Origin of the sequence: Hutsoniella sourekii ATCC 700629 (genome assembly GCF_000518205.1) — a bacterium.
Lineage (GTDB): Bacteria > Bacillota > Bacilli > Lactobacillales > Aerococcaceae > Hutsoniella > Hutsoniella sourekii.
Genome location: NZ_JADD01000010.1, coordinates 61370 through 86545, shown reverse-complemented (window position 1 = coordinate 86545; position 25176 = coordinate 61370). Strand labels below are relative to the sequence as shown.

The window sequence follows — 25176 nt, the reverse complement described above, 5'->3', positions numbered from 1 at the left end:
AAAATTAACCCTCCATTTCAATAATTAAATTACCATATTTGTCGCTATAAACCAGCTGACCTGGATAGACGATTGTACTCGTTGTTTTTTCCTCAATGATAGCCGGCCCGTTAACTACTTGATCAGCCGGAAAATAATTTCGATTATAGATACTTGTTTCTAACCAGCCTCTATCTTCAAAAAAGACGCGACGTTGTCCTAGAGATGCTCTCTTAAGTGACCGCTCAGACTGATTAAGTGGCTGGATGGTCGGTTTATCAGTGTGTCCGATAGCTGTGAGATGATAATTGACTATTTGAATCGGTGTTCCAACTAAATCAAAGGTATATGATTTTTTGTGCTCCTGATGAAATTTCTGACACAGAGTCTGGTAAGAATCTTTTGCATCCATTGAAACTTTAACAGTATGTTCTTGACCTTGATAGCGCATATCTAGTTGATAATGAAGCTCTACCTCTTCATTAGCTAGTCCTTTGTCCGTCATTTCCTGATAAGCTTGATTTTTTAGAAGTTCCCAATAGTGATCCCATCCATCAATCGTATCTTCAGTAAAATCTTGAATGGAGGTTCGAATATAGTCTTGTCGTAAATCAGTCATTAGCATGCCCCAGGCAGCAAAAACAGAAGAAGCCAGTGGTATAATCACTTTCTTCACACCTAGTTCCGCACCCAATAATGCCGCATGCATAGGTCCGCCACCGCCAAAGGCCACTAGGCTAAAATCCTTAGGATCATAGCCTTTACGGGTAGAAATTAGTTTTAAAGCATTCAACATATTAGAGTTTGCTATTCGGATGACCCCTAAGGCTGCCTCTTCAGTAGTCACCTTTAAAGGTTTAGCTAGTTGATTATTTATGCACTCTGCAACTGAATCCAGATTAACTTCGAAATCAAAGTTATCTTTGGTGAGTCTCCCAGTATATAAGTTGGCATCAGTCGTTGTTACTTTCCGCCCCCCTAAATTATAAGCAACTGGTCCAGGATAAGCTCCAGCAGATTGAGGTCCTACCTTCAAAGAGCCAGCTGGATCGAGCCACGCAATTGACCCCCCACCATTACCAATCTCAACTATATCAACCACTGGAACCTTGATTGGATAGCCGGCGTGTCTATGTGTCTTTTCTATATAATAATCTGTCGAAACCTTGACTTCTCCATTTTCAATTAATGAACACTTAGCTGTCGTTCCTCCAATATCAAATGCGATTAAATTTTCTTCACCTATTAGCTTTCCTAAAACTGCCGTCCCATAGATTCCCGCGACTGGTCCAGATTCAACTAATTGGATGGGATACTTTTTAGCTTGTGGAAAAGTTGTTGTTCCACCATTGGACTGCATGATATATTTTTTATCGATCTGGTAATGTTTATCTAATTCTAGATTAAGTTGATTAATATAGGACTCAGCAATTGGTTGAACATAACTGTTTAAAACGGTTGTATTAGTACGCTCATATTCACGCCATTCACTGATAATTTGACTTGACAAACTCACTGGTATTTCCGGCCAAACTTCGTTAATGATTGATCCAATTTTTTGCTCGTGCTCATCATTTACATAAGAATGTAGCAAAGCAACAGCAATTGCTTCAACTCCCTGATTCTTAAAGTCATCAATAATCAACTTCACTTCTTCAACATCTAATTCTGTGAGAATTTTGCCTTGAAAATCCATTCTTTGAGTGACTTCTCGTCTGAGATAGCGTTCTACAAATGGTTCAGGCTTTTGGTATTTTACATTGAAGAGATCTGGTCGATTACCCCTAGCAATCTCAAGTACGTCTCTGAATCCCTTCGTTGTTATAAGACCAACCTTCGCGCCCTTTCTTTCGGTTAAAGCATTAATAATAACTGTCGTACCATGTATAAAGCTTTCAATGCTCTCATTGGTCATATTATTTTGCTTCAGAACCTCTAGTACACCTTGCTCGTATGCAGAAGGTGTCGTACTCGCTTTATCAAAGGAAATGTCACCCTCATCATTAATAAAGACCAAATCAGTAAATGTTCCGCCAATATCTGTTGCAACTTTCATTTTATACCTCCTTTTATCACTTGAGAAGATTATAGCATAATGAGTTAAATTTAAGCATAGTTTAATATTCAATTAGTCAATTTGAGTAAAAGGAATAAGATTAGACCACTACTGCTACTGCCTTTCCAAACAAAAACTACCTAAACCTAGACTTAGCCTAGATTCAGGTAGTTGAATGGCTTGTTTATTTTACATAAGCCAAGGATCCCATAGGGTCCCAAGGAGCTAAGTGGACCGGTTCTTTTTGGTAGTCGGCTAGTAGTTCTTGGCTGACGTACTCGCTCGGTACCGTGATTTGGAAGGTATATTCGTCAAACCATTCATCAGACATGGAGAAGATCCCATCCTTACCAACATCTTTACCCCATGAATTCTCAACCTTCCAAGAAAGAGGTTTGCCATCCTTGTCCAAATCAACACCAACTAAGACCATCGCATGGGTTAGTAGACTAACACTATAATCGAGGCGTTCGGCCTTGCTTAATGTAAAGTTCTCACCCAAGGTATCTTGGTAACGGTACATGTTGTTATCTAAGAGGCCCATCTTACGTTCGCTCATCTTGCCGACATCTGAACCAAACCAGACCGGGTAACCATCTTTAATGGCTTTAATAGCCGTTTCTTTTAGGTCTTGAATCGGAACATTCAAGTATTTGACAGGATCGGATTCTACAATACTTCCAAGATAATCTACAGTATAGGTTTGATTGTATGGCTTGTCTTCCGTTGGTGCATTAAGAAGACTTACCATCTTATCAGTCTTCATGCTAGTATATTCCTTGAAAAATGCTTGTGGCGTAATATCATCGATCCGGTGAAACTCGCCGTCCTTATCTCGGTATTTATAGCTAAAGCGTTCTGGCACTTGACCGAGTGCCTTAACCAGAACATTATAGATAAAGTAAAGTTGTTCGTCTCGTTTAGCTTCTAATTCTTCCAGACTAGCTCCTGCTTGATGCATTTGCCGTAAACGAGCAGCAAATTCACGCAGTTTCGTCTCAATGACTTGGTTAAGTACTTGGGTATTGGAAGAATGGAATGTCTCAGGCATAACTTCCTTAGGAACAGAACCATACTTGTTGAGGAGACCAGCAAACATTTCCCATTGACCCCCATCTTCACAAGGTTTTTGTAGGAGGTGCCAGACCAAGCGCGAATCTTGATCTTCTTCAACGGTCTGGATGATACTTGTGAGGAAGAAGTTGGATTTTTCTAACTTATCCCAGAACAAGGTATAGTTTTGTGAAAATTCAAAGGTCTCAAGATGTAGCTTTTCCATCGTTGATACCCGGGCGGTGTTCAAGGCAGCAAACATCCAGCAACGGCCACTTGATTTCTGGTTGGTAATAGCTCCTCGCTCAGTCTCATCTGAAAACTTGAAATCATGAGCTTGGCGGACTTCATAGCTTAAGCTGGCTTGGTTGATCCCGACCGAGCGAATGGCGGATTCAACAGCCAAGTTGGCCGGATTATCTTGGTAGCGACGGTGAAATTCTTGCAATAGTTCTTGATTAATCATCTAACTAACGCTTCTTTCTAAGATCTATTTTCCCTTAAGGGTTGCCTACAATATACCAGTCTTATAAGCAAAAATAAAGGCTTGTCCTAAAATAATTAGGTATGCCTAATAAAAATATAAAAAAGCGCTCAAAGTAACGAAGTACCTTGAGCGCTTATAAATTTTATTCTGTTTCTTGTTCTTCCATCTTAAACTTCAATTGATCATCTTCTAACCTGACCTTCACTACAGAGTTAGGCATGATATGACCGGCTATTATTTCTTTAGCTAACGGTGTTTCTAATTGCTTAGTGATAAATCTTTGAAGTGGGCGAGCACCATAGACTGGATCATATCCCATTTCAGCCAACCAATGAGCCGCTTCCTCGGTAATTTCAAGATGAATTTCCTGATGTTCCAAACGAGCTTCTAATTGATTGATGAACTTGAAGACAATCTTGGTCATAACATCCAAGTTCAATGGAGAGAATAAGATAATATCGTCAATCCGGTTAAGAAATTCTGGCTTAAATGATTGTTTCAATAAGTTTTGAACTTCCTGTTCGGCTTCATGAGAAATATTACCTTCCTCATCCACCCCTTCTAATAGAACATGGCTACCCACATTTGAAGTCATGATAATAACGGTGTTTTTGAAGTCGACATTGCGTCCTTTAGAATCAGTTAAGCGTCCATCGTCTAAGACTTGTAATAAGACATTAAAGACATCTGGGTGCGCTTTTTCGATTTCATCTAATAAGACGATTGAATAAGGATTGCGACGAACAGCTTCCGTTAATTGACCGCCATCTTCGTGTCCAATGTATCCAGGAGGGGCTCCAATTAAACGAGAGACACTATGTTTCTCCATGTATTCAGACATATCAATACGAACCATATGATCTTCTGCGTCAAATAAGACTTCCGCTAAGGCCTTAGCCAACTCAGTCTTACCAACACCGGTTGGTCCTAGGAATAAGAAGGAACCAATCGGTCGATTAGGATCTTGAATGCCGGCTCTCGATCTGAGAACTGCTTCAGTGACCCGGTCAATGGCTTCGGTTTGACCGATTACACGCTTAGACAAGGTTTCATCTAGACGGAGTAACTTTTGACGTTCGCCTTCCATTAAACGGTTCACTGGGATACCTGTTAAGCGTCCTACGACTGTTGCAATCTCATCTTCAGTGACAGACTCTTGAGTTAAGCGTGAGCCGTCTTTAGACTCTTCGTGTTGAGCTTCTAATTTCTTGAGTTCTTTTTCAAGTTTAGGAATCAATCCGTGACGGAGTTCGGCCGCTTTTTCAAGGTCATATTGACTTTCTGCTTCTTCTAATTGGTTACGGGCAGAATCTAAGGCTTGACGTTTGTCACGCAATTCGTTCACGTCTTCTTTTTCTGCTTCCCAGCGCATCTTCAATTCATTAGCTTCTTGACGTAGGTCTGCTAGTTCTTCTTGAAGAGCTTCAAGCCGTTTCTTACTTGCGTCATCCGTTTCTTTCTTAAGAGCTGCTTCTTCTATCTCTAAGGTCATCAAGCGACGGTTTACGACATCCATTTCCACTGGAACGGAATTCAATTCCATCCGGATGGTCGCACAGGCCTCGTCCACTAAGTCGATCGCCTTATCCGGTAAGAAACGATCGGTAATGTACCGGTCAGATAAGGTTGCAGCCGCCACTAGGGCATTATCATGGATGTTAACCCCGTGGTGGATCTCAAAACGTTCCTTAAGACCACGTAAGATAGAAATCGTATCTTCGACATCCGGTTCTTGAACCATGACTCGTTGGAAACGACGTTCCAAGGCCTTATCTTTTTCGATATATTCACGGTATTCATCTAAAGTGGTAGCACCAATTAAATGCAATTCACCACGAGCAAGCATTGGCTTGAGTAAGTTACCGGCATCCATTGAGCCTTCTGTCTTACCAGCCCCCACAACGTTGTGGACTTCATCAATAAAGAGTAAGATTTGACCTTCAGACTTAGTTACTTCCTTGAGAACCGCCTTTAATCGTTCTTCGAATTCCCCGCGGTATTTGGCTCCAGCGATTAGAGCTCCCATATCCAAGGACCAGATTTGCTTGTCTTTCAAGTTTTCCGGAACGTCTCGGCGGACAATCCGTTGAGCCAGTCCTTCGACAATTGCCGTTTTACCTACACCGGGTTCCCCGATTAAAACAGGGTTATTCTTAGTTTTACGTGTTAGAATCCGGATAACGTCACGGATCTCTTCATCACGACCAATAACGGGATCTAATTTGTTTTCTTTGACCTGGTCGTTTAAGTTGATGGCATATTGTTCTAATGCCTCATAAGTTGCTTCTTGGTTTTGTTGAGTCACACGCTCTCCTCCTCTCAATTCATCAATACTTTCTTTGAATTTTGTTTTACTTAAGCCTGATTGAAGCAAGAATTGTGTGATTGGATTGTGCTCTTGTTCAAATAAGGCTAGTAGGACAACTTCAGTAGCTAGATATTGGTCCTGGTAAGATTCAGCAATCTGTCCTGCATCTTGGAACAAACGCGCCAAGCGTTGGGAGATCTGCTGTCCATATTGAATATTAGAACCTGTTACTTGAGAAATTTTGTCAATTTCTAATTCAATTAATTGTTTAAGGGAATCCATTGGAACGTCCATCCGGTCATATAAGCGGTAAGCAAAGTGATCGGGTTGAACAAAGATTCGCCATAAGTGAGGAATATCTATTTCTTGATGTTGTCTGGTAATTGCTACTTGTTGAGCTTGGGCCAGAGCTTCTTGCATGGCCGTAGTCATTTTATCAACCATCTAAATCCTCCTCTTCTTTCTTTTAGTCAAAATTGGTCAGGGTGATAAACCCAAAAGTTAAGCCCTTCTTTAAGAGCTTAACTATATTATACACTATGATTAAAAATATTTCAATGAAAAGTTTGACCTTTTTTGACTTTTATTTTCTCTCCCATTCTTTTCCTGCGGAATATCCTCATTCAAATCTTCCACTTCTTCCCAAGAATGACCATGAAGCTCTTGCCTCCAGTCCAAAAGACCTGCTGCTAGAGCTTGGAGCAAGACTTGGGCAGTTGCCTTGTTGGTAGCCATGGGGATCTCATAGACATCGCACAAGCGCATCAAGGCTGAAATATCAGGTTCGTGAGGTTGTGGTGTCAACGGATCTCGCAAGAAGATAACAAGGTCCATCTCATTATCAGAGACCGCCGCACCAATCTGCTGGTCACCGCCAAGTGGTCCTGATTTATAACAATGGACCTCCAGGTCGGTGGCTTCAATAATGCGACTACCTGTTGTACCAGTAGCATACAGCTGATGTTGATTGAGAACGTCCTTGAACTTGCTAGCTAATTCCACCATATCCGCTTTTTTCTCATCATGAGCAATTAATGCAACTTTCATTAGAAACCCCTTTCCTTTGTCGTAACCACAAGCACCTTTTACACTTCCATTATACCAATAATCATATCAGACCCAAGCGAGACCCCTTTTCTAAGCTCTTGCTACTAGCCAAATAGAAGCTAAATAAAACACGACCCTAGAGACCGTGTTTCACTAGCGATTATTCAACTGGACTGGAATCAATCAGTTGCTGGATATCAAAAGGTAGGTCAAAGGCCCAGTGTAAGAAGGTCGGGAAATGAAGCGCCCAATACTTCTCATGGTGGGTCTCATTGGCCAGAATTCGTAACCATAACTTATCCATGGGTTGACCATTGGCAACTAGGTTTTGGTAATACATTAAGGAAGAATCGATATAAGCTTGGTTCATGGATCCTTGAATAAACTCCGCATCCATATCGTCTCCTTCATCTGTTCCCACTTGGATATAGACTTTAGTAGCTGAATTCAGCGGATGAGTACCGATGTAGGTCTGGAAGGCTTGCTCACTAAACCAAGAAGCAGATGAGAAGACACCGAGAACACCGAAGATCTCTGGATAAGCCGCCCCCATATAAGCCGTAATTAAGCCACCCATGGAAGAACCCGCTAATAAGGTATTAGCTCGGTCTGACTTGGTGCGGTAAGTCGCATCAATAAATGGCTTCACCGTCTCAACTACCCATTGCCCGTAAGCCGCCCCATCGCCACCGGCTTCACTGAATTCCGTATTTTTATGCGTATCGGTCTGCCAAGGCGCATACTCGTCCAAACGGTACTCACTATTATCAATCGCTACCACTATCATCTTAGGTAGATCTTTGTATTGCTTGAGGGCTTTGATTACTTTCCAAGAATGACCAACGTAAGCTTCCTTACTATAGAAGACATTTTGTCCATCATGCATATAGAGAACGGGATAGGTCTCCTCTTCCTGATCATAATCTTCTGGCAGAAGCACCCGTACCCGACGCTCATGATCATAGTAGGGAACCTCGATGAAATGGGTTTTCATTTTTAAATAATAATAATCAATACTTCTTCTCTTCATCATTCAAGCCTTTCCGCTTTTATTTGTTTATCATATACAGTTTATCAAGTTTTTCGCTTTTTACAAATTTTTTGATATACTTAGCCTGTTATGGATCAGGAGGTGGAAGATGAACTTAACAAACACTTTAGAAGAATATTTTGGTTACCGGTCTTTTCGACCGGGACAAGAAGCAATTATCCAGACCATTCTCCAAGGCCAAGATCTACTAGGTATTCTACCGACTGGAGGCGGAAAGTCAATTTGTTATCAAGTACCCGCCCTCTTATTTTCTGGCTTAACCTTAGTGATCTCCCCCTTGGTCTCCTTGATGAAAGACCAAGTCGATAGCTTAACTCGAGCCGGTATTCCTGCGGGTTACTTAAATGCTTCCCTATCCAGTGAATCTTATTTTGCTACTCTCCAACAAGTTCAATCCAGAGAGCTTAAGATTCTCTATATTGCTCCAGAAAGGTTGGAAAATGACGCCTTCTTAAGAGATATGCAAGACATTCGGATCGATTTTATCGCTGTTGATGAGGCCCATTGCGTTTCTCAATGGGGACATGACTTTAGACCCAGCTACCGAGCCATCCATGATTTTGTTAGCCAATTAGACGATCGGCCGGTCATGGCAGCCTTCACCGCCACTGCCACAGAAGAAGTACGCCAAGATATCATCCACCAGCTCCAGTTGATTGATCCGGCCATTTTTGTTAATTCCTTTGATCGGCCCAACATCAAGTTCACGGTGAGAGAACCGGCCAATAAGTTAGCCGAATTGAAACGTCTCATTAATCACGATGAAGCAACGATTATTTATGCTAATTCCCGCAAACGAGTAGAAAGTCTCTATGAAGACTTGAAGAAGTCTGGCTACCAGTGTCAGTATTACCATGCTGGTCGTAGTCACCAGGAACGTCAGGACGCTCAAGATGACTTTCAGTTTGACCGTGTCAATATTATGATTGCGACTAATGCCTTTGGGATGGGGATTGATAAGACTGATGTGCGGAAGGTCATCCATTATAACATGCCCAAGGACTTGGAATCTTATTATCAGGAAGCTGGCCGGGCCGGTCGGGACGGCTTGGATAGTGAAGCGATCCTCCTATTTGGCGCTCAGGATATTATCCAAGCCCGCTATTTAATTGAAGATAGTTTGGATCCCCACGTCGAAGACCGCTTGCAAGTCATGATTCATTATGTCTATTTGACCTCTTGCTTGAGACGTTACTTATTAGCTTACTTTGGTGAGCATTTGAATGCTGACTGCATGAATTGTTCGCATTGTTTAAAGGAATACCGGATGGTTGATGTAACCAAGCAAGCACAAATTATTCTGTCTTGTATTATTCGAATGAAGCATGCCTTCGGTATGGGAATGATTTGTGATGTCGTCAAGGGACGGCCAAATTCCAGAGTTCAAGACTGGGACTTTGAACAATTATCTACCTTTGGCCTCTTGAAGGATCAGCCTGATAAGCGAATCAAGGATATCCTCTCTCAACTCACGGCCCAAGGCTATCTGAAGGTCAATAGCCACCGGGCCCTACTAGTCACTGAGAAAGCCAAAAGCATCTTGACCGGACAAGAAAAGCTATCCATCAAGGTTAAGAAACAAGTTTCTCAAAAAGTCCCACATAAAAACATCGACTTAAGCATTCGCCCAGAAGAAGAATCACTCTATGAAGCTCTCAGACAGCGCCGCAGTGAATTAGCCAAGGCTGAAAGAGTGCCCGCTTATATCATCTTCAATAACCGAAGTCTCTTGGATATGGCCCGCGATCAACCTGTCACCTATGACCAATTTCTGACAATTGAAGGAGTCGGTCAAGTCAAAGCCAATAAATACTGGCAAGAATTTACTCAGGTGATCCAAGATTACCAAACCCGGGAGAATTCATCTCAATAAAAAGAACCCCGACCCTGATCAAGCTCTTGAACCATGTAAGGTTTTAGAGTTCAGGGTCGGGGTTTTATTTTACTTACTCTTAACGAATTCCTAAAGCAATACGCGCATAACGACTCATAAAGTCAACCCGCCAAGGAGGGTCAAAGGTCAAATTAACTTTAACCGAGTCCACTTCGTCTAATTGGGTAACTGCCTCATAAGCACTCATTTCAATAATATCAGCCAAGGGACAGCCCATGGTCGTCAAGGTCATTAGGACCTCTGCTTCCCGCTTGTCTTCATCATAAGAGACTTCATAGATTAAGCCTAGGTTAACAATATCAATACCAAGTTCGGGATCGATGACATATTGCAATTGTTGGGTTATTTTATCTTCCATTGATAGGTCACTCATTTATCCACCTCCACTGCTCATTTATCATAGCATAGATTGAAAGGCTTGAGAAATGAATAATTTGAGAGTCTGGATAAAATTCGCTATAATCAAATGACAGAAAGAAAGGATGTCACTCATGCAACAACACTTGATTGCCATTGACCTTGACGGTACAACCTTAAACGACCAATCCAAGGTCAGCTATACCACCATTCAAACCCTACGCTCTCTTGCTGAGATGGGACATTTAGTTGTGATCGCCACCGGTAGACCCTACCGTAATGCCATTGATATTTATCGCCAGATCGGCATTCAAAGCCCCATGATTAATTTCAACGGAGCGCTTTGCCAATTTCCTGAACGCGACCGTTGGTTGGCCAGCTACCACCAAGAACTCGATAAAGAAATTGCCTTTGAACTTCTAGCCAACCAAGAAGACTTAGATATCGACCTCATTGCGGTTGAAGGGCAAAGACAACTTTACACCACTTCATCCAATTTACCAGACAGCCCTTTTTACCCGAAGGATAAGTCGACCATCAAGCGATTATCACGAGAATCCCTCAGACAAAATCCAACCGCCATCAGTATCTTCACCGCCAAAGACAAGGAGAAGTCCGTAGAAGCAGAAATTACACGCCGCTACGGTGATCAAGTCTCTGTTCGTACTTGGGGTGGGATCCTTCCGATGTTAGAAGTGGTCCACAAAAGTATTAATAAGGCTGTTGGGGTCGATCGGGTAGCTGAATTCTACCGCATCCCCAGAGAAGCTATCTTAACCTTTGGAGATGAGAATAACGACCTAGAGATGCTGGAATACGCTGGCTTGGGTGTTGCCATGCAAAATGCGACTGAGGAAGTCAAGGCAGTAGCCGACCAGGTAACTCCCTTGACCAATGACCAAGATGGGCTAGCCCATTTCTTGATGGATTATTTTCAATTTAAGATTTAGTTACTTATCATTCCCTTTTATTAGGAAGGAGGGAGTCTAATGATTGACTCTCTTTTAACGAAAAAAGAACAAAGACAATTAGATATTTTGTCTTATTTTCTAGATAAGCAGGCTGCGGAATTCGTGAAATTATCCGAGTTAGCCGATATAATGGGGTGTTCCACTCGGATCATTTCATCCGATCTCAATGATATCGAAGAGCGCTTCCCCCGCTTAATCGCCTTCCACCGAACCCAGATTGGTGTTGATGTTGAGCTATTGGCCAACGTTTCTTATATTCATTTCTTTAGAGAATATTCCAGCCAATCGTTAAACTTTCAAGTCTTAGAACGTGTTCTCCATGAACGAGACTTATCAGTGGACCAACTAGCCAATGACTACTTTACCAGCCGGTCGACCGTTTACCGATCGATTAGTGAAATCAATGAATACTTAGCCTACGCTGAGATGGATCTACGTATTTCTACCAACTTAGAATTACAAGGGCCAGAAATTAGTGTTCGTCACTTCTATCCCCTTTTTATCAAATCTTATGTGGATCTCATTCATTGGCCTTTTGATACCGTTACTTACGAGGATGTCATTGACCTATACCAAGCCTTGGCTCAAACTAGCGATTATCTGAATGTCTTTGTTGAAAATCCTCAAATGTATATCCGACTGGGCGTCAACATCGACCGGATTCTAAAGAATCACTATGTAGACCGAGCCCATTGGGATCTATCTGACAAGCGATTGAACCTACTTAGCTATGATGCTGAAGTCAAACATGATCTTGAAAAGATATTTAACCGTATCGGTTTGCCCTTTAATCAAGAAATTATCTTCCAATCTTTGGTTGGCCTGGTTGAAGATTCAATCTGCCTTAACTGTCAAGACTGGTTAGCCTTCAGCCGAGCCAAGGGACAAGATGCGATACTGGAACAATTTCAGAGTGACTTAATCCACCTGCAGAGAAAATACCGACTCTCTCCCTTGAGTCAAGAAGCGATTGATCTGATGGTTACCACCATGTATAACCACTGTGTTAAATCTAGTGAAGTCAATAACTTCTTCCTTGGCATCAGAGGTAATGTCAAATCTAATTTCTTCTCACAAATCCAGAAGATTAACGGTTACTTCCTTCGTGATATGCAATTAAGTTTGATTCGCTTTGCCAGTGATTTAACCGATAATATTACCAATATTCGTTTGGATTTAATGATGTACTATTTAATTACGCTCTGGCCTAGCTTGTTGTATGATCTTGCTTATCACAAGACTCAACCTAGAATTGCCATCTACACCAATAATCGCTTCCTCTCCAACAAATATAAGGAGATGCTAGCTCCAGCGATTGGAGATTTGGCAAATATTCAGGCCATGTCTGGACCTTTTAATTGGCAACAGATTCAAGATTCTCAAGCAGATATCATCCTAACTACCTATATTCTCCCTGCTATACCTGACAAGGAAACTTTTGTGATCGACGATATGCCGGATGAACAAGTCATTTGCTGGTTGCAAAACCGTCTGAATGTTCTAGTTGATCATCCCCTAGCTTAACTGTAAAAAGCCCCGTGTGATGACGATTCATTTTGTCATCACACAGGGCTTTTAGTTTTAGCAATCAAATCTTATTTAAGTTGTAACACTTTATTTAGGGCCGTGGCCATTTCTTGAACGGTCTCTACTTCTGCTTGCTCATATCCTTTTGAAGTCTCCCCATGAACGTTAAGATAGATGGATTGCCAATCCACTTGGTGAGCCCCTTCAATATCATTACGGTAATTGTCGCCGATATAGAGCACATCCTCTCCGTTATGGCCAATTTGACGTTCAACTTTTTTGAAGATATTCGCTTCTGGCTTGGTGGCGTCTAATTCTTCAGAAATGAACCAATTCTTTTCATCGATCCACTTATCAAGTCCTAGTTGCTTAATTTTCTTGCGTTGGCTGTCACTTGGACCATTGGTTAAGATAAACAAGTCCACAGCTTGATCCCGTAACCGATCCAAAAGCTCGACCATGCCCGGCCGTAAGACTAGATTCTCCTGGAAAAACAAGTAAAGACCGGTATAAATGATGGCCTCTTCACGGTCGATGGGATGGTCAAAGGATTCATAGGTAGATAGGACTCTTTGCACTTTATAGTCCCACTCCGACTTCTCGCCTCTAATAAAGGATTCGTATTCCAAGTTGGAATAGTATTCAAAGCGAGGATAGAATTCTTCATAAGTCACCGGTAATGGCTTGATTCTAGCTTGCATTAAATCAAACACATTCTTATAACTAATGCTTCGGTCGTATAGGGTATCATCCAAATCAAATCCAATTGCTTTAATCATTAATCTGCCTTTCTCATTTGTTCCATAAATCGGTCAGCGATCTTCTCTGCTACTTCTTCAATCGATATGTTAGCAACTTCGATAATGGTACAGCCCAAGTCTTCATAGACCGTTTTAGAATAGTCAATTTCCTCCTGGATCCGGTCTAGTTGGGCATAGCGAGCGGTAGTTGGAAGACCTAGGAAACGTAAGCGTTCACTGCGGATGCTTTGGATATAATCCGCTTCCGCTAACAAACCAAAGATACGCTTAGGTGAAATCTGATAAACTTCCGCGGGTAATTCGGATTCAGGAATCAAGGGCAAGTTCATGACCTTGAAGCCTTGATGAGCTAAGAACATGCTGGTAGGGGTCTTCGAAGTACGGGAAATGCCTAGGATCAGTATATCGGCTCCTAGAATTCCTTCGCGGTCTTGTCCGTCATCATACTTCATAGTAAATTCAATAGCTTCAAGCTTTTCCTTTTCTTCATCGTTTAATGAATGGCGACGACCACTTTCGCCGATGGGTTGGATATTTAATTTTTCAGTTATTTTCTCCATTAAGTCTTCCATCGGGTTAATAAGATAAATATTATTTTCTTGTGCAAACTGGATGGCCTTCTCGTTTAATTCTGGATCAACGAGTGTGGCAACAACGATCGCATCCGCTTCTTTTGCCCCCATCAAGGCGACTAGGAGATCTTCGGGATTATTAACAAAGGGGAAAGTCTTCAATTCTGAATGATCCAATTCCGGAAACTGAGCAATCGCAGCGTTGGTCACGCGATTGCCCGTTCCACCCACTGAATCCGAAATAATATAAAATTTCTGCTCTTTCATGCTACACCTCTTTATGGCTAGTATGCTCCTAGTTTAACAGTCCCTCGCTTTAACTCAAAGCAAAATTTACTGATTTTTTATTGTAACCCCTTCCAATTCCTTGAGTCATAGCTTAAAAAATATGCTATACTAGACTCGAAGCATATTATGGGAGGAAGACCATGTCCAACAAAGAAGCTAATATGAAACTATTTGCCTTGAGCTCCAATCAACCATTGGCTAATAAAATTGCTAAAGCCCTTAACACTGAACTAGCCGACTTGACAATCTCTCACTTTAAAGATGGGGAAATTATCGTTAGCATCGAGGAAAGTATTCGGGGCGACCATATCTATGTGATTCAATCGATTAATGATCCGGTCAATGATCGGCTCATGGAAGTTATGATCATGATTGATGCCCTGCGGAGAGCTAGTGCCAAATCGATTAACTTAGTCTTGCCCTATTTCGCTTATGGTCGCCAAGACCGTAAGACCAAGTCCCGTGAACCGATTACTGCAAAACTCCTAGCCAATATGTTACAAATGGCTGGTGCTGACCGAGTGATCACCTTGGATCTACATGAACCGCAACTTGAAGGATTCTTTGATATTACTGTCGACCATATTATTGGCGATCAAATCTTGGCCCAATATTATCAAGACCACGGCTTTCTTAATAAGAAGCTAGTTGTTGTCTCCCCAGACCATGGCGGTGTTAAGCGAGCGCGCCACCTAGCTGAACTCCTGGATGCGCCGATTGCTATTATTGACCAGCGAACCACTAGTGATGGTAACCGTGAGATTCTGAATGTGGTAGGAGATATCAAGGGTCGTACAGCTATCATTGTTGATGATATCATTGACACCGGGATCACCTCAGCGACCATATCTGTTGAGATGTTAGCCAAGGGCGCCACAGAAGTCTATACTTGCGCCACTCACGGCGTTCTATCCGATGAATCGCTCCAACGACTAGAAGAGGCCCCTCTGGAAGGAATCCTCCTAACCGATTCCGTCTTGATCCCAGAAGAAAAAATACTCGACAAGATGGATATTGTCTCTGTGAGCGATCTGATTGCTGAATCCATTTATCGGATCTATCATAATTATTCGATTGATGAATTATTTGAAGAATAATCAATCTCAAGCGATCCAATGAACCCACTTGTTCGGCTAGAAGTCCGAAGGCTAGTATAATGACTTAGATCATCCTCGCGAAAAAAGTTTAGTCAGCAAAATCCCTTATTAACATACACTAAGACCCCCTGAAGCTGGAGCGCCAACTTCAGGGGGTCTATTTAATCTTGAGAAAGAATTGTTTCTTCTAGCTTGGACTCGTAATTACAAGAGACGGGGTTATAGGATCCTATTGAACTTAGCCGTTAAAACTCTTGATAAACAGCTGGATCTTGATCTTTATTGCGCCCATTTGGTCGGTTTAATTGGTCGATTTTTTGAATCGCTTCTTGGCTTAGTTCAAAGTCTAGTGCTTGTAGGTTCTCCCACTGCCGTCCACTATGACCGGACTTAGGGATGGGCAGGAAGCCTTTTTGAATGTGCCAATTCAAGATAACTTGCTGGGCTGAGCGACCATACTGACTGGCAATCTCCTTGATAACCGGCTCTTGGCTAGCTTGGTTGTAACGGCCGATAGGACTCCAAGACTGAATAATAATCCCTCGATCTTGGTGGTAGCTGACTAGCTCTTCTTGATTAAAGTAGGGGTGAAGCTCGATTTGGTTAACAACTGGAGCGACACCTGTCTCCTCTACTAAGCGGTCGATATGTTCTGGTAAGAAATTACACACCCCAATCGAGCGGATCAGACCCATTTTTTGAGCATCAATTAATGCTTGCCAGGCTTCAAGGTATTTGTCCTCGATGGGATTAGGCCAATGAATCAAGTAGAAATCCAAGTAGTCTAAGCCCAGACGTAAGAGTGATTCCTGGATACAAGGAACCGCTTCTTCATAGACATGGTGACGACCCGGTAATTTGGATGTCACTGTGATCTCTTCTCTTGGAACACCTGATTGACGGATGGCCGCTCCTACTGCTCCTTCGTTTTCGTAATTGAAGGCTGAATCCAAGAGGCGGTAGCCCCTATCGAGAGCTGAACTCATTCGACGGACGCCATCCAAGCCTTGCAATTTATAAGTGCCTAGACCTAGCTTGGGAATTTCAAACCCATCATTCAACAGATAATTATTACCACTGCCTGCGTCAAAGTTAATCATAAAATCCCTCCTCAAAGCTTATTATACCAAGTCTTATCCTGATAGACCACTTTGATCCGATTCCCTTGTAGAAAATTTCTAATTTGGTAGACTAAGCTTATAAGAAAAAAATGAGGTGCCAATAATGACTATTAAATTAATTGCCATTGATATGGACGAAACCTTTCTGCGAACGGATAAATCTTATGACCGGCAACGGTTTGCTCGAGTCTTCAAAGAATTGAGAGACCAAGGCGTGATTGTCCTGATTGCTAGTGGCAATTCCTACCATCAACTCAAAGAACAATTCACTCCCGATATTACCCAACAACTCTACTTCGCTGGAGATAACGGCAGCTTTATCGTTAAAGAAGACCAAGTACTGGATAGCCAGGGCCTCGAACGAGAGCTTTACTTAGAAATTATTGACTATATTTATGCCCATAGTGAGGCTAATGTTCACGTATGTACAGGCTTTGAATCCTATATCCGCAAGGATGACCCCAGTATTGAAGACGCAAAAATTTATAATTATGTACTCTATGAAGTCGACCAATATCAAGATATTCCAGAAGATAAGATCGCTTATAAACTAGCCATCCACAATGATATTCCCTTAGAAGATAACAAGGCTCTGGCTGAAGAATTAAACCAAGCCTTCCCACAAACCATCTCGGTAACCAGTGGTAATATCTATATCGATATTCTTAACGAGAATTCAGGTAAGGGGCATGCCGTCCGCTTTATGCAAGATCGTTACCAAATCCAGCCTGAAGAATCGGTAGCCTTCGGTGATAGTCTCAACGACTTATCCATGATGCCAGAAGTAAATTACAATATTGCTATGGCTAATGCCGATCCGGACCTAACCGCTCATTGCCACTACCAGATTCCTTCTAATGACCAAGACGCTGTGCTCGATGTCCTAGAAGCGATTGCTGATGGCAATTTGGACCATTACTTAAAAGACTATCAACTGAATTAAAACAAACAATGCCCTCCTAAATCCATTAAATTAGCCTTGAAAGGGTTTCAAGCCAAGTCAATTGTGCTATAATGCTCCCAATTCAAAGATTTTAATGTTAGGAGGGATTTCTTTGATTACTTTTATTGTTGGGATTAGTCTCTTACTAGTCGGTTATTTTTTCTATGGTAGGTATGTTGAACACAACTTCGCTATTCAACCCAACCGGATGACTCCAGCTGAGGCCTTGCGTGATAATTTGGACTTTGTTCCAATGTCCAAGCAAAAGAATGCCATTATAGAACTCTTGAATATTGCAGGTAATGGCCCGATCTTTGGCCCAATTATGGGGGCCTTGTATGGACCTCTCGCCTATTTATGGATTATTTTTGGTTGTATTTTTGCCGGGGCTGTCCATGATTATATGATTGGTATGATCTCGTTGAGAAACAATGGTGCCCATTTGCCAGAATTGACTGGTAGGTACTTAGGTAAATGGATGAAACACCTGGTTAATATTTTTGCGATGCTATTACTATTACTTGTGGGAACCGTCTTTGTAATGTCGCCGGCCAACTTAATTCAGTTGATCACACCAGACTTTATTCCTTTGATGGCCATTGTCATCGCAATATTTATCTATTATCTTATTTCAACAATCCTACCCATTGACCAGGCCTTAGGTAAGGTTTATCCTTGGTTTGGTGCGATTTTGATTATTTCATCTGCTGCTATCGGACTTCGCTTGCTGACTAGTTATGGAAGTCAAATGCCGGAGCTCACACTCGCCACCCTGAAAAATTTTCATCCAAATAAATTGGCTATCTTCCCAGGTATGTTTTTCACTATTTCTTGTGGCGCTCTTTCTGGTTTTCATGCCACTCAAGCACCAATGGTCTCGCGGACGATTACCAATGAGAAGGAAGGACGCTATACCTTTTATGGCATGATGATAGCTGAAGGAGTCATCGCAATGATCTGGCTTGCAGCTGCCTTAACCCTTTTTGAAGGAAAAACTTTATCGCAAATGATTCAAGCTGGCACGCCTTCAGTCGTAGTAAACCAAGTATCTTATTTATTATTGGGTCCTATCTTTGGAACGTTAGCGATTTTGGGCGTAATTGTTCTCCCTCTTTCCTCAGGACTTTCAGCATTTAGAAGCTTGCGAGCGATACTGGCAGATTACTTGAAGGTCAAACAAGACAGTCTGCAAAAGGTCCTCTTGGTTACCCTACCCCTTTACGCCATTTCTTTTGTATTAACCTTTATCGATTTTCAAATTTTATGGCGCTATTTCAACTGGGCCAATCAAGTAACGGCGGTTATATCCTTACTAGTATCAACGCGTTACCTTTATTTGAAGAGTCGCAATTACTGGATCACGCTCTTGCCTAGCCTCTTCATGCTAGTAGCTGTTGTTGTTTACATTCTTAGTGAACCGATTGGCTTTAACTTACGCTTATCAAATACCACCTATTTGCTTGGCTTGATTATGACCGGAATCATCCTAGTCTTCTATTGGAGTCAGGGACGCAAGCAAAAAGCAAAACTAAGTAAAGATGATCCTCTTCTCAATGATCAACTACCTATTCATACCCAAAAATAAATTAATCGGACAAGTTTTACTAGACTCTCTAGCAAAATTTGTCCGATTTTTAGATGACTCTATTTAATCGCTAGCTTTATCCCTTGTAGTAGCCATTTTCTAATAGAAGGGCAATTCCTTGTCCGCCACCAATACAAGCTGACGCAATCGCATAGCGCTTGTCAGGATTATTCTTGAATTGGTAAAGGATCGAAGTAATAATACGAGCTCCTGACATTCCCAATGGGTGTCCTAAAGCAACCGCTCCACCGCGCAGGTTGAAGTTGTTCTTGTAGAAGGCTGAATCTTCTTCAATCCCTAATTCAATCAAGCAACCAATCGTTTGAGCCGCAAAAGCTTCGTTGATTTCTAAGATATCAATATCTTCAGTTAACTTCATTCCTTGACGGTCTAATAATTGATTGATCGCATATACTGGTCCTAAGCCCATGTATTCTGGCTCGCAACCAGCGATTTGATAGTCAACCACTTTAGCCATCACTTCTAAGCCTTGTTCTTCAGCCACTGATCCGAGGGTGAAGATTTCAAAGGCAGCGCCATCGTTCAAGCCTGATGCGTTACCTGCTGTTACTACGCCATCTTTTTCGAAGGCTGGACGAAGTTTAGCCAGAGACTCCATGCTAGTTCCTGGACGTGGGTGGCCATCTTTTTCGACGACAGTGACTTGACCTTTACGTCCCTTGATTTCTACTGGAATAATTTCTTCAGCGAAGCTGCCATCTTCCATGGCTTGTGCAGCCTTGCGTTGAGATTCCACCGCAAATTCATCACAGCGCTCACGAGTAATGTTATATTTACGGGCCACGTTTTCAGCGGTGTTACCCATGTGGTTAATCCCTGATCCAGTTCCAGACCCTGAGCGGTGGCCTTCCAAGTTAGCATCAATCAGTTGTTGATCGCCCATCTTGAAGCCTTCATAACGAACAGATTCTGGTAATTGGTAAGGTGCACGTGATAGAGATTCTGCCCCTCCGGCTGCAATCATTGACTTGTTAGAGTGTAATAACTCTAAAGTTGCTGATACAGCTGATTGGATTCCCGATCCACAAATACGGTTGATGGTCATTCCGGTAGACGAACTTGGAAGTCCAGTGTCGATACCGATAATATTACCTAAGTTATTAGTAGTTTGAGAACCAGTCACATGGCCTACAATTACTTCGTCAATATCTTCTTTAGCAACATTAGCACGTTTAATGGCTTCTTCTAGAGCGATTACACCTAGTTCTTGAACGGGAACGGTCTTTAAGTCACCTAAGTAAGCACCTACTGGTGTACGGGCTGCACCAACAATTACAACTTCTTCTTGTTTTTGTTTTAACATCAACAATTCTCTCCTTTATTTTAAATAATCAAGTGTCATAGATTCTAAGGCTTGTTTATTAATCTTACCGATGGAATTAGTTGGGAATTCTTCTAAGAACAGATAGACTTTAGGTGTCTTATAACCAGCAATACGTTCAGTCATGAATTCACTGAGTTGATCCGCATCCCCTTGATAACCTTGGTTCACAATCACAGCTGCTGCTACAGACTCTCCCCATTTAGGGTTACGGTAGCCGTAGACTACACATTCCCTGACCGCCTCATGTTGATTGAGAACTTGCTCAACTTCACTGGGATAGACATTTTCACCACCGGTGATCACCATATCTTTTGACCGACCGACCACATAATAGTAACCATCGTCATCCTTACGGAATAAATCTCCCGTATGAACAAAGCCTTGATCAAGAACTTCAGCACTTAAACTTTCTTTGTTCCAATAACCACTAAAGGTAGCTGGGCCACCAATCAATAGTTCGCCGATTTCTCCAGACTTCACCTCGAGACCCGATTCATCGACAATTTTAGTGGGAACCAATAAGTTTGGTCGACCGATTGAACCGCGTTTGAGGCGAGCATAAGCTGGTGCCATAAAGAAATTATTAGAACCCGCTTCAGTGAGACCATAACTATCGACAATTGGCAACTCCATGTTCATGAAGACTTGGTAGACTTCAGCGGACATAGGGGCCCCACCGGATACTAAGAAACGTAGACTCTTAAAGGCTTCTTCACGAAAATTAGATTGGTCAATTAGACTATAATACATCGTAGGAACCATAAATATCACGGTTGGTTGATATTCGTCAATATATTCAATAGCTTGATAACTATCAAACTGACCTTGGATCACAATACTACCACCGATAAATAAGAGTGGCAAGACTAATCCATGAAGGCCGGCAATATGAAACATCGGCGAAAAAGTGACCGTTCGGTCCTGATTAGATAGTCCCCATGAAGGAATCGTAATCAAACAATTATGGATCATATGCCGATGAGAGATCATGACTCCTTTAGGTTGACCCGTCGTCCCGCTCGTATAAATCAAAAAGAGAATATCTTCCTGATCCACTGGCTCGAGCTTTAACTGCGACTCCATTGAATTGCCAGAAACAGTTAATTCATATTCAGCTGAATCAATATCCATCAAAAACTGTTCAGGCTCTAATATCTCTTTTATTTCGGATAAGGTATGTGGTCTAAAAGTTGAATATAAGATATACTTGGGCTGACAATCTGCAATAATCCCTGCTAATTCGTGACCCGCTAGGCGCCAATTAAGGGGAACCAAGGTAAATCCGATCATACTAGCAGAAATAATTAAATCCAAAAAAGCTACATGGTTAGGGGCTAAGATAGCAAGCCGGTCCCCTTTTTGAACACCTAGATCTTGTAAGTAAAGGGTAAGATTTAAGGCCCGTTGGTGTAATTCGTGGTAGGTAAATTCACGTTGGTTTTCTGGATCAATCACAGCAAGCTTATCTCCATACAAGGTACAACGATCCTTGAACCAGTTGACATTAATAGTCATTTTTACCCCACCTTTCTATGGAAATACAGATAGGGGAGCTGGACTCCCCTATCCTTAGTTAAACTTTACTGAAATCTGGTCTCTCGCCATTAACTGCTGCTGAGAGACCTAGGTCCGCTTCTGGGTGGCGGAACATCGGTTCCAAATAATCTAATTCTGTGCGAATCCCTTCATCAATGGATTGATCTGTTTGTTGATCAACAATCTTTTGAATCATTTCAACTGAATGGGGACTCTTGTAGCCGATCTTCTTAGCAACCTTGGCTGCAAACTCTTCATCTAAGCCGTCCGTCGCTTGACCCTTCAAGGTAGCTTGAATATGATCAGAGTCAAATGCTTTTTGGATTGCTTGATATTTTTCTGGCAAGGTACGTTCGGCGTACTTATCTGGAGCTCCTGCTTCCACTAAGTCTTTAATGGCTTGATCGATCTCTTCTGCCTTCACTAATTTTTGAACGATGCCTAATTCATAGGCCTCTTCAGCAGAAATTGTCTGTCCAGTTAAGCCGTAATACTTAGTTAAGGCAGGTCCAATATGCTTATTGGTCCGCAATAGCCCTCCATATCCAGGATAGATTCCTAGACCAGACTCTGGAAAACCGAACGACCCCTTCTCAGTAGCAATAATGGCTTGTTGAGCTAGAGCGATCTCAGAGCCACCCCCTAGTGAAAGGCCATCTACTACCGCGATCGTTAACTTAGGTGACGTTTCCATGCGACGGAATAAGTCATGCCCTTGAGCGGTAAATTCCACAATTTTCTTCGTTGTGCCAGCTTTAACATTTTCAACAAAGAATTTTAAGTCAGCTCCGGCTACAAAGGCACGATCTCCTGATCCACGGAGAACTACCGCTTGGACTTGATCATCTTCCACTACTTCATCAAAAGCCGCTTCTAATTGATTAATGACATCGTGATTTAAGGCGTTCAAGGCCTTGGGTCTATTAATTGTTAGTGTTGCAATACCGTCTTTAATTTCTTTGAGAACAACTTGTTGAGACATTATATCCTCCTATCAACTAGGCTACTTTAAATAAAGGCTTGTTGGCCTGTATAGTAACGACCAATGATTAATGAGTTAACCTCGTGAGTTCCTTCATAAGTGTACATACCTTCAATATCAGCCATGAAGCGAGGAACGTCATATTTAAGAAGAATACCGTTACCTCCACATACTTCTCGGGCTAGAGCAGCATTCTCACGAGCTCTTAGTCCATTATGCATCTTAGCCATTGAAGAAGCTTCCTCACGGTAAATTCCTTCTTCTTGTTGTTGGGCTAGACGGAAGGCAATAGCCAAGGTTGCTTGAGAGTTCATAGCCATCCGAGCTAACTTCTCCTGGATTAATTGGAATCCAGCAATTGGCTTGCCGAACTGTTCACGTTCACGCACATACTTCAAGGCTGCTTCGAATGCTCCGGCTGTAGCTCCTGCTAATAACCAGGCAACGTCTGAGCGAGTATTTCTTAAAATATTAGCCGCATCTTTCCATGAATTAACATTTTGTGCCCGTTGAGATTCTGGTACACGGACATTTTCATAAATAATTTCCGCATTTGGCATCGCTCTAAAGAAGGCTTTTTGTGGTGTTACAAAGGTTGTGACACCTTCACTCTCGCGTTCAACAAAGAACATCTTAACTTGATTATCATCCACATCACGAGCAAAGAAGGCGTGCCATTTGGATAAGGTACCGCCACCGATCCATTTCTTGTGCCCGTTAAGGATCCACTCATCACCTTCACGTTTAGCAGTAGCTGCCATACCACCGGCAATATCAGAACCATGATCTGGCTCAGTCATGGCAAGAACACCCTTACCTTCCCATGATAAGACTCCTGGCATTAACTTCTCAATTTGCTCTTGCGAGCCGCCTAGACGCACACATTCATGGAAGAGACCAGCATTAGATGTATAGAAGGTCCCTAGTACCGGGTCTGTCTTAGCAATCGTGTAAGCTCTAAAGCCACGGAAGTACTCTGAAATCATCCCATTCTCGCGACCTTCTAATAGACGCGGATCATCCATCAAGCGCAGGTCAATTACCTTCTGCATCTCTTCAAGAGGAAACTCAGCCTTATCCCAAGCATCATCTAGCGTAGGATATAAATCACGCGCTAGCACTTCTTCTAATTCCCGAATCACTTCTTTTTCGCCGTCAGTCAAGACCTCTGCAAAGTCATATAAGTCTGCGTGAAATACTTTTCCAGCTTCAAAATCTAAATCTGCTCTTGCTTGTTTTGCCATCAGTTTATCCTCCTCTATTAGCGGTTAGATGGTAATTGATTGCCATCTTCATCATAATCATAGAATCCTTTACCGGCCTTCTTACCAAAGCGGCCCGCACGCATCATATTCTTCATCAATACAGGTGGTGTCCAACGATCCTCACCGAATTCTTTCTCGAAGTATTCCATAACGAAGTAACCAATATCTACCCCGGCGTAGTCTTGTAATTCAAAGGATCCCATTGGGTGATTTAATCCATAACGCATGGCTTTATCGATATCTTCTGGAGAAGCAATTCCTTCTTCTAAGACCTTAATTGCTTCAATAAATTGAGGAATCATGATCCGGTTAACAATGAATCCTGGTGAGTCTTTACGAACAGTAACGGTTTGCTTACCAATTGATTCAGCTAATTTAAGGACCGCTTCAACTGTTTCGTCACGTGTTTCATAACCATAGATAACCTCTACTAACTTCATCACTTGAGCTGGGTTGAAGAAGTGCATCCCCGCAAAACGACCTGGATCTTCTAAAGCATTAGCAATTTCAGTGATGGATAATGAAGAAGTGTTGGTTGCAAGAATGACATCTTCAGCTACAATTCCTTCAACTTCCTTGAAGACTTCTTGTTTCAAGTCCATCTTCTCAATAACCGCTTCAACAACAAAGTCTACATCTTTGAAATCTTGTAAGTCGGTAGTGCCTTGGATACGTCCAAGAACCTCTTGTTTATCTTCTTCGGACATTTTGCCTCGCTTAACACTTCCAGATAGGAATTTATCAATTCGGTCAAGACCACCTTGAACAAACTCATCCTTGATATCGCGCAAAACAACTTGGTAGCCATTGTTGGCAAAGACGTTAGCAATACCCGCTCCCATCGATCCTGCACCAATTACACCAATTTTCTTGATTTCTCTCATTATTTATCTTCCTTTCAAGACTTTTTCTTATCAACAACCTTAGTATACGTCTAAATGTAAGCGTTAT

At 42.0% G+C, this 25176-nt stretch carries 20 protein-coding genes; 6 read left to right on the top strand and 14 right to left on the bottom strand.

Features of this window, described 5'->3' with window-relative positions; genetic code table 11:
• Positions 1-4: 4 nt before the first annotated feature.
• From T408_RS0102640 to T408_RS10640, 5 genes are all read right to left on the bottom strand, one after another.
• Complete coding sequence (locus T408_RS0102640; protein ID WP_028118570.1) at positions 5-2035, bottom strand: hydantoinase/oxoprolinase family protein; 2031 nt, start codon at positions 2033-2035, stop codon at positions 5-7.
• A 184-nt stretch (positions 2036-2219) separates the two neighbouring features.
• Positions 2220-3554, bottom strand: coding sequence for a C1 family peptidase (locus tag T408_RS0102635; protein WP_028118569.1), 1335 nt, complete (start codon positions 3552-3554; stop codon positions 2220-2222).
• A gap of 163 nt (positions 3555-3717) precedes the next feature.
• Positions 3718-6327, bottom strand: a complete 2610-nt coding sequence (gene clpB, locus T408_RS0102630) for an ATP-dependent chaperone ClpB (protein ID WP_028118568.1) — start codon at positions 6325-6327, stop codon at positions 3718-3720.
• Between the two features lie 99 nt (positions 6328-6426).
• Positions 6427-6930, bottom strand: a complete 504-nt coding sequence (locus T408_RS10645) for a methylglyoxal synthase (RefSeq protein WP_051444748.1) — start codon at positions 6928-6930, stop codon at positions 6427-6429.
• 160 nt (positions 6931-7090) lie between these two features.
• Positions 7091-7963, bottom strand: a complete 873-nt coding sequence (locus tag T408_RS10640) for an alpha/beta hydrolase (RefSeq protein WP_084543877.1) — start codon at positions 7961-7963, stop codon at positions 7091-7093.
• A 106-nt stretch (positions 7964-8069) separates the two neighbouring features.
• On the opposite strand from T408_RS10640, the gene recQ reads away from it, so the two are divergent.
• Entirely contained in the window at positions 8070-9854 is a 1785-nt protein-coding gene (gene recQ / locus T408_RS0102615) for a DNA helicase RecQ (protein WP_028118567.1), read from the top strand.
• A 79-nt stretch (positions 9855-9933) separates the two neighbouring features.
• Here recQ and T408_RS0102610 read toward each other — a convergent pair whose 3' ends face one another.
• Positions 9934-10248: a metal-sulfur cluster assembly factor gene (locus tag T408_RS0102610; RefSeq protein ID WP_028118566.1), complete on the bottom strand. Its 315-nt coding sequence runs from the start codon at positions 10246-10248 to the stop codon at positions 9934-9936.
• A 118-nt stretch (positions 10249-10366) separates the two neighbouring features.
• Between T408_RS0102610 and T408_RS0102605 the strand changes: the two genes are divergently transcribed.
• On the top strand, positions 10367-11182 hold the full coding sequence (locus T408_RS0102605; RefSeq protein ID WP_028118565.1) for a Cof-type HAD-IIB family hydrolase: 816 nt from the start codon (positions 10367-10369) through the stop codon (positions 11180-11182).
• Between the two features lie 39 nt (positions 11183-11221).
• Positions 11222-12727 (top strand): helix-turn-helix domain-containing protein, encoded by a 1506-nt coding sequence (locus tag T408_RS0102600; protein ID WP_028118564.1) that lies wholly within the window; start codon positions 11222-11224, stop codon positions 12725-12727.
• 71 nt (positions 12728-12798) lie between these two features.
• On the opposite strand, the gene T408_RS0102595 is transcribed toward T408_RS0102600, so the two are convergent.
• On the bottom strand, positions 12799-13509 hold the full coding sequence (locus T408_RS0102595; RefSeq protein WP_028118563.1) for an HAD family hydrolase: 711 nt from the start codon (positions 13507-13509) through the stop codon (positions 12799-12801).
• Entirely contained in the window at positions 13509-14330 is an 822-nt protein-coding gene (locus T408_RS0102590) for a pyruvate, water dikinase regulatory protein (RefSeq protein ID WP_028118562.1), read from the bottom strand. Before T408_RS0102590 ends, T408_RS0102595 begins: the two co-directional genes overlap by 1 nt.
• Before the next feature lie 161 nt (positions 14331-14491).
• On the opposite strand from T408_RS0102590, the gene T408_RS0102585 reads away from it, so the two are divergent.
• Complete coding sequence (locus tag T408_RS0102585) at positions 14492-15448, top strand: ribose-phosphate diphosphokinase (RefSeq protein WP_028118561.1); 957 nt, start codon at positions 14492-14494, stop codon at positions 15446-15448.
• A 245-nt stretch (positions 15449-15693) separates the two neighbouring features.
• Here T408_RS0102585 and T408_RS0102580 read toward each other — a convergent pair whose 3' ends face one another.
• Positions 15694-16548, bottom strand: coding sequence for an aldo/keto reductase (locus tag T408_RS0102580; RefSeq protein WP_035419878.1), 855 nt, complete (start codon positions 16546-16548; stop codon positions 15694-15696).
• Between the two features lie 124 nt (positions 16549-16672).
• Between T408_RS0102580 and T408_RS0102575 the strand changes: the two genes are divergently transcribed.
• Positions 16673-17512: an HAD family hydrolase gene (locus tag T408_RS0102575; protein ID WP_028118559.1), complete on the top strand. Its 840-nt coding sequence runs from the start codon at positions 16673-16675 to the stop codon at positions 17510-17512.
• Between the two features lie 112 nt (positions 17513-17624).
• A complete protein-coding gene (locus T408_RS0102570) occupies positions 17625-19097 on the top strand; it encodes a carbon starvation CstA family protein (RefSeq protein WP_028118558.1) in 1473 nt (490 codons plus the stop codon).
• A 76-nt stretch (positions 19098-19173) separates the two neighbouring features.
• Here T408_RS0102570 and T408_RS0102565 read toward each other — a convergent pair whose 3' ends face one another.
• The 5 genes from T408_RS0102565 to T408_RS0102545 are packed head-to-tail and all read right to left on the bottom strand — an operon-like array spanning position 19174 to position 25109.
• Positions 19174-20421, bottom strand: a complete 1248-nt coding sequence (locus tag T408_RS0102565; protein WP_028118557.1) for a thiolase family protein — start codon at positions 20419-20421, stop codon at positions 19174-19176.
• A gap of 15 nt (positions 20422-20436) precedes the next feature.
• Complete coding sequence (locus T408_RS0102560) at positions 20437-21957, bottom strand: class I adenylate-forming enzyme family protein (RefSeq protein WP_084543876.1); 1521 nt, start codon at positions 21955-21957, stop codon at positions 20437-20439.
• A gap of 58 nt (positions 21958-22015) precedes the next feature.
• Entirely contained in the window at positions 22016-22960 is a 945-nt protein-coding gene (locus T408_RS10635) for an enoyl-CoA hydratase/isomerase family protein (RefSeq protein WP_051444747.1), read from the bottom strand.
• Positions 22961-22986: 26 nt separating this feature from the next.
• A complete protein-coding gene (locus T408_RS0102550; RefSeq protein WP_028118555.1) occupies positions 22987-24204 on the bottom strand; it encodes an acyl-CoA dehydrogenase family protein in 1218 nt (405 codons plus the stop codon).
• A gap of 17 nt (positions 24205-24221) precedes the next feature.
• A complete protein-coding gene (locus T408_RS0102545) occupies positions 24222-25109 on the bottom strand; it encodes a 3-hydroxyacyl-CoA dehydrogenase family protein (RefSeq protein ID WP_028118554.1) in 888 nt (295 codons plus the stop codon).
• Between the last annotated feature and the right edge of the window lie 67 nt (positions 25110-25176).

What these genes read in the sequence shown, in the direction of transcription:
- T408_RS0102605 (WP_028118565.1), top strand. Translation starts at nt 10,367, where the DNA reads ATGCAACAACACTTGATTGCCATTGACCTTGACGGTACAACCTTAAAC.
- T408_RS0102600 (WP_028118564.1), top strand. Translation starts at nt 11,222, where the DNA reads ATGATTGACTCTCTTTTAACGAAAAAAGAACAAAGACAATTAGATATT.
- clpB (WP_028118568.1), bottom strand. Translation starts at nt 6,327, where the DNA reads ATGGTTGATAAAATGACTACGGCCATGCAAGAAGCTCTGGCCCAAGCT.
- T408_RS10635 (WP_051444747.1), bottom strand. Translation starts at nt 22,960, where the DNA reads ATGTCTCAACAAGTTGTTCTCAAAGAAATTAAAGACGGTATTGCAACA.
- T408_RS0102590 (WP_028118562.1), bottom strand. Translation starts at nt 14,330, where the DNA reads ATGAAAGAGCAGAAATTTTATATTATTTCGGATTCAGTGGGTGGAACG.
- T408_RS10645 (WP_051444748.1), bottom strand. Translation starts at nt 6,930, where the DNA reads ATGAAAGTTGCATTAATTGCTCATGATGAGAAAAAAGCGGATATGGTG.
- T408_RS0102565 (WP_028118557.1), bottom strand. Translation starts at nt 20,421, where the DNA reads ATGTTAAAACAAAAACAAGAAGAAGTTGTAATTGTTGGTGCAGCCCGT.
- T408_RS0102585 (WP_028118561.1), top strand. Translation starts at nt 14,492, where the DNA reads ATGTCCAACAAAGAAGCTAATATGAAACTATTTGCCTTGAGCTCCAAT.
- T408_RS10640 (WP_084543877.1), bottom strand. Translation starts at nt 7,963, where the DNA reads ATGATGAAGAGAAGAAGTATTGATTATTATTATTTAAAAATGAAAACC.
- T408_RS0102575 (WP_028118559.1), top strand. Translation starts at nt 16,673, where the DNA reads ATGACTATTAAATTAATTGCCATTGATATGGACGAAACCTTTCTGCGA.
- T408_RS0102635 (WP_028118569.1), bottom strand. Translation starts at nt 3,554, where the DNA reads ATGATTAATCAAGAACTATTGCAAGAATTTCACCGTCGCTACCAAGAT.
- T408_RS0102580 (WP_035419878.1), bottom strand. Translation starts at nt 16,548, where the DNA reads ATGATTAACTTTGACGCAGGCAGTGGTAATAATTATCTGTTGAATGAT.
- T408_RS0102595 (WP_028118563.1), bottom strand. Translation starts at nt 13,509, where the DNA reads ATGATTAAAGCAATTGGATTTGATTTGGATGATACCCTATACGACCGA.
- T408_RS0102545 (WP_028118554.1), bottom strand. Translation starts at nt 25,109, where the DNA reads ATGAGAGAAATCAAGAAAATTGGTGTAATTGGTGCAGGATCGATGGGA.
- T408_RS0102560 (WP_084543876.1), bottom strand. Translation starts at nt 21,957, where the DNA reads ATGACTATTAATGTCAACTGGTTCAAGGATCGTTGTACCTTGTATGGA.
- T408_RS0102610 (WP_028118566.1), bottom strand. Translation starts at nt 10,248, where the DNA reads ATGAGTGACCTATCAATGGAAGATAAAATAACCCAACAATTGCAATAT.
- T408_RS0102640 (WP_028118570.1), bottom strand. Translation starts at nt 2,035, where the DNA reads ATGAAAGTTGCAACAGATATTGGCGGAACATTTACTGATTTGGTCTTT.
- T408_RS0102550 (WP_028118555.1), bottom strand. Translation starts at nt 24,204, where the DNA reads ATGGCAAAACAAGCAAGAGCAGATTTAGATTTTGAAGCTGGAAAAGTA.
- recQ (WP_028118567.1), top strand. Translation starts at nt 8,070, where the DNA reads ATGAACTTAACAAACACTTTAGAAGAATATTTTGGTTACCGGTCTTTT.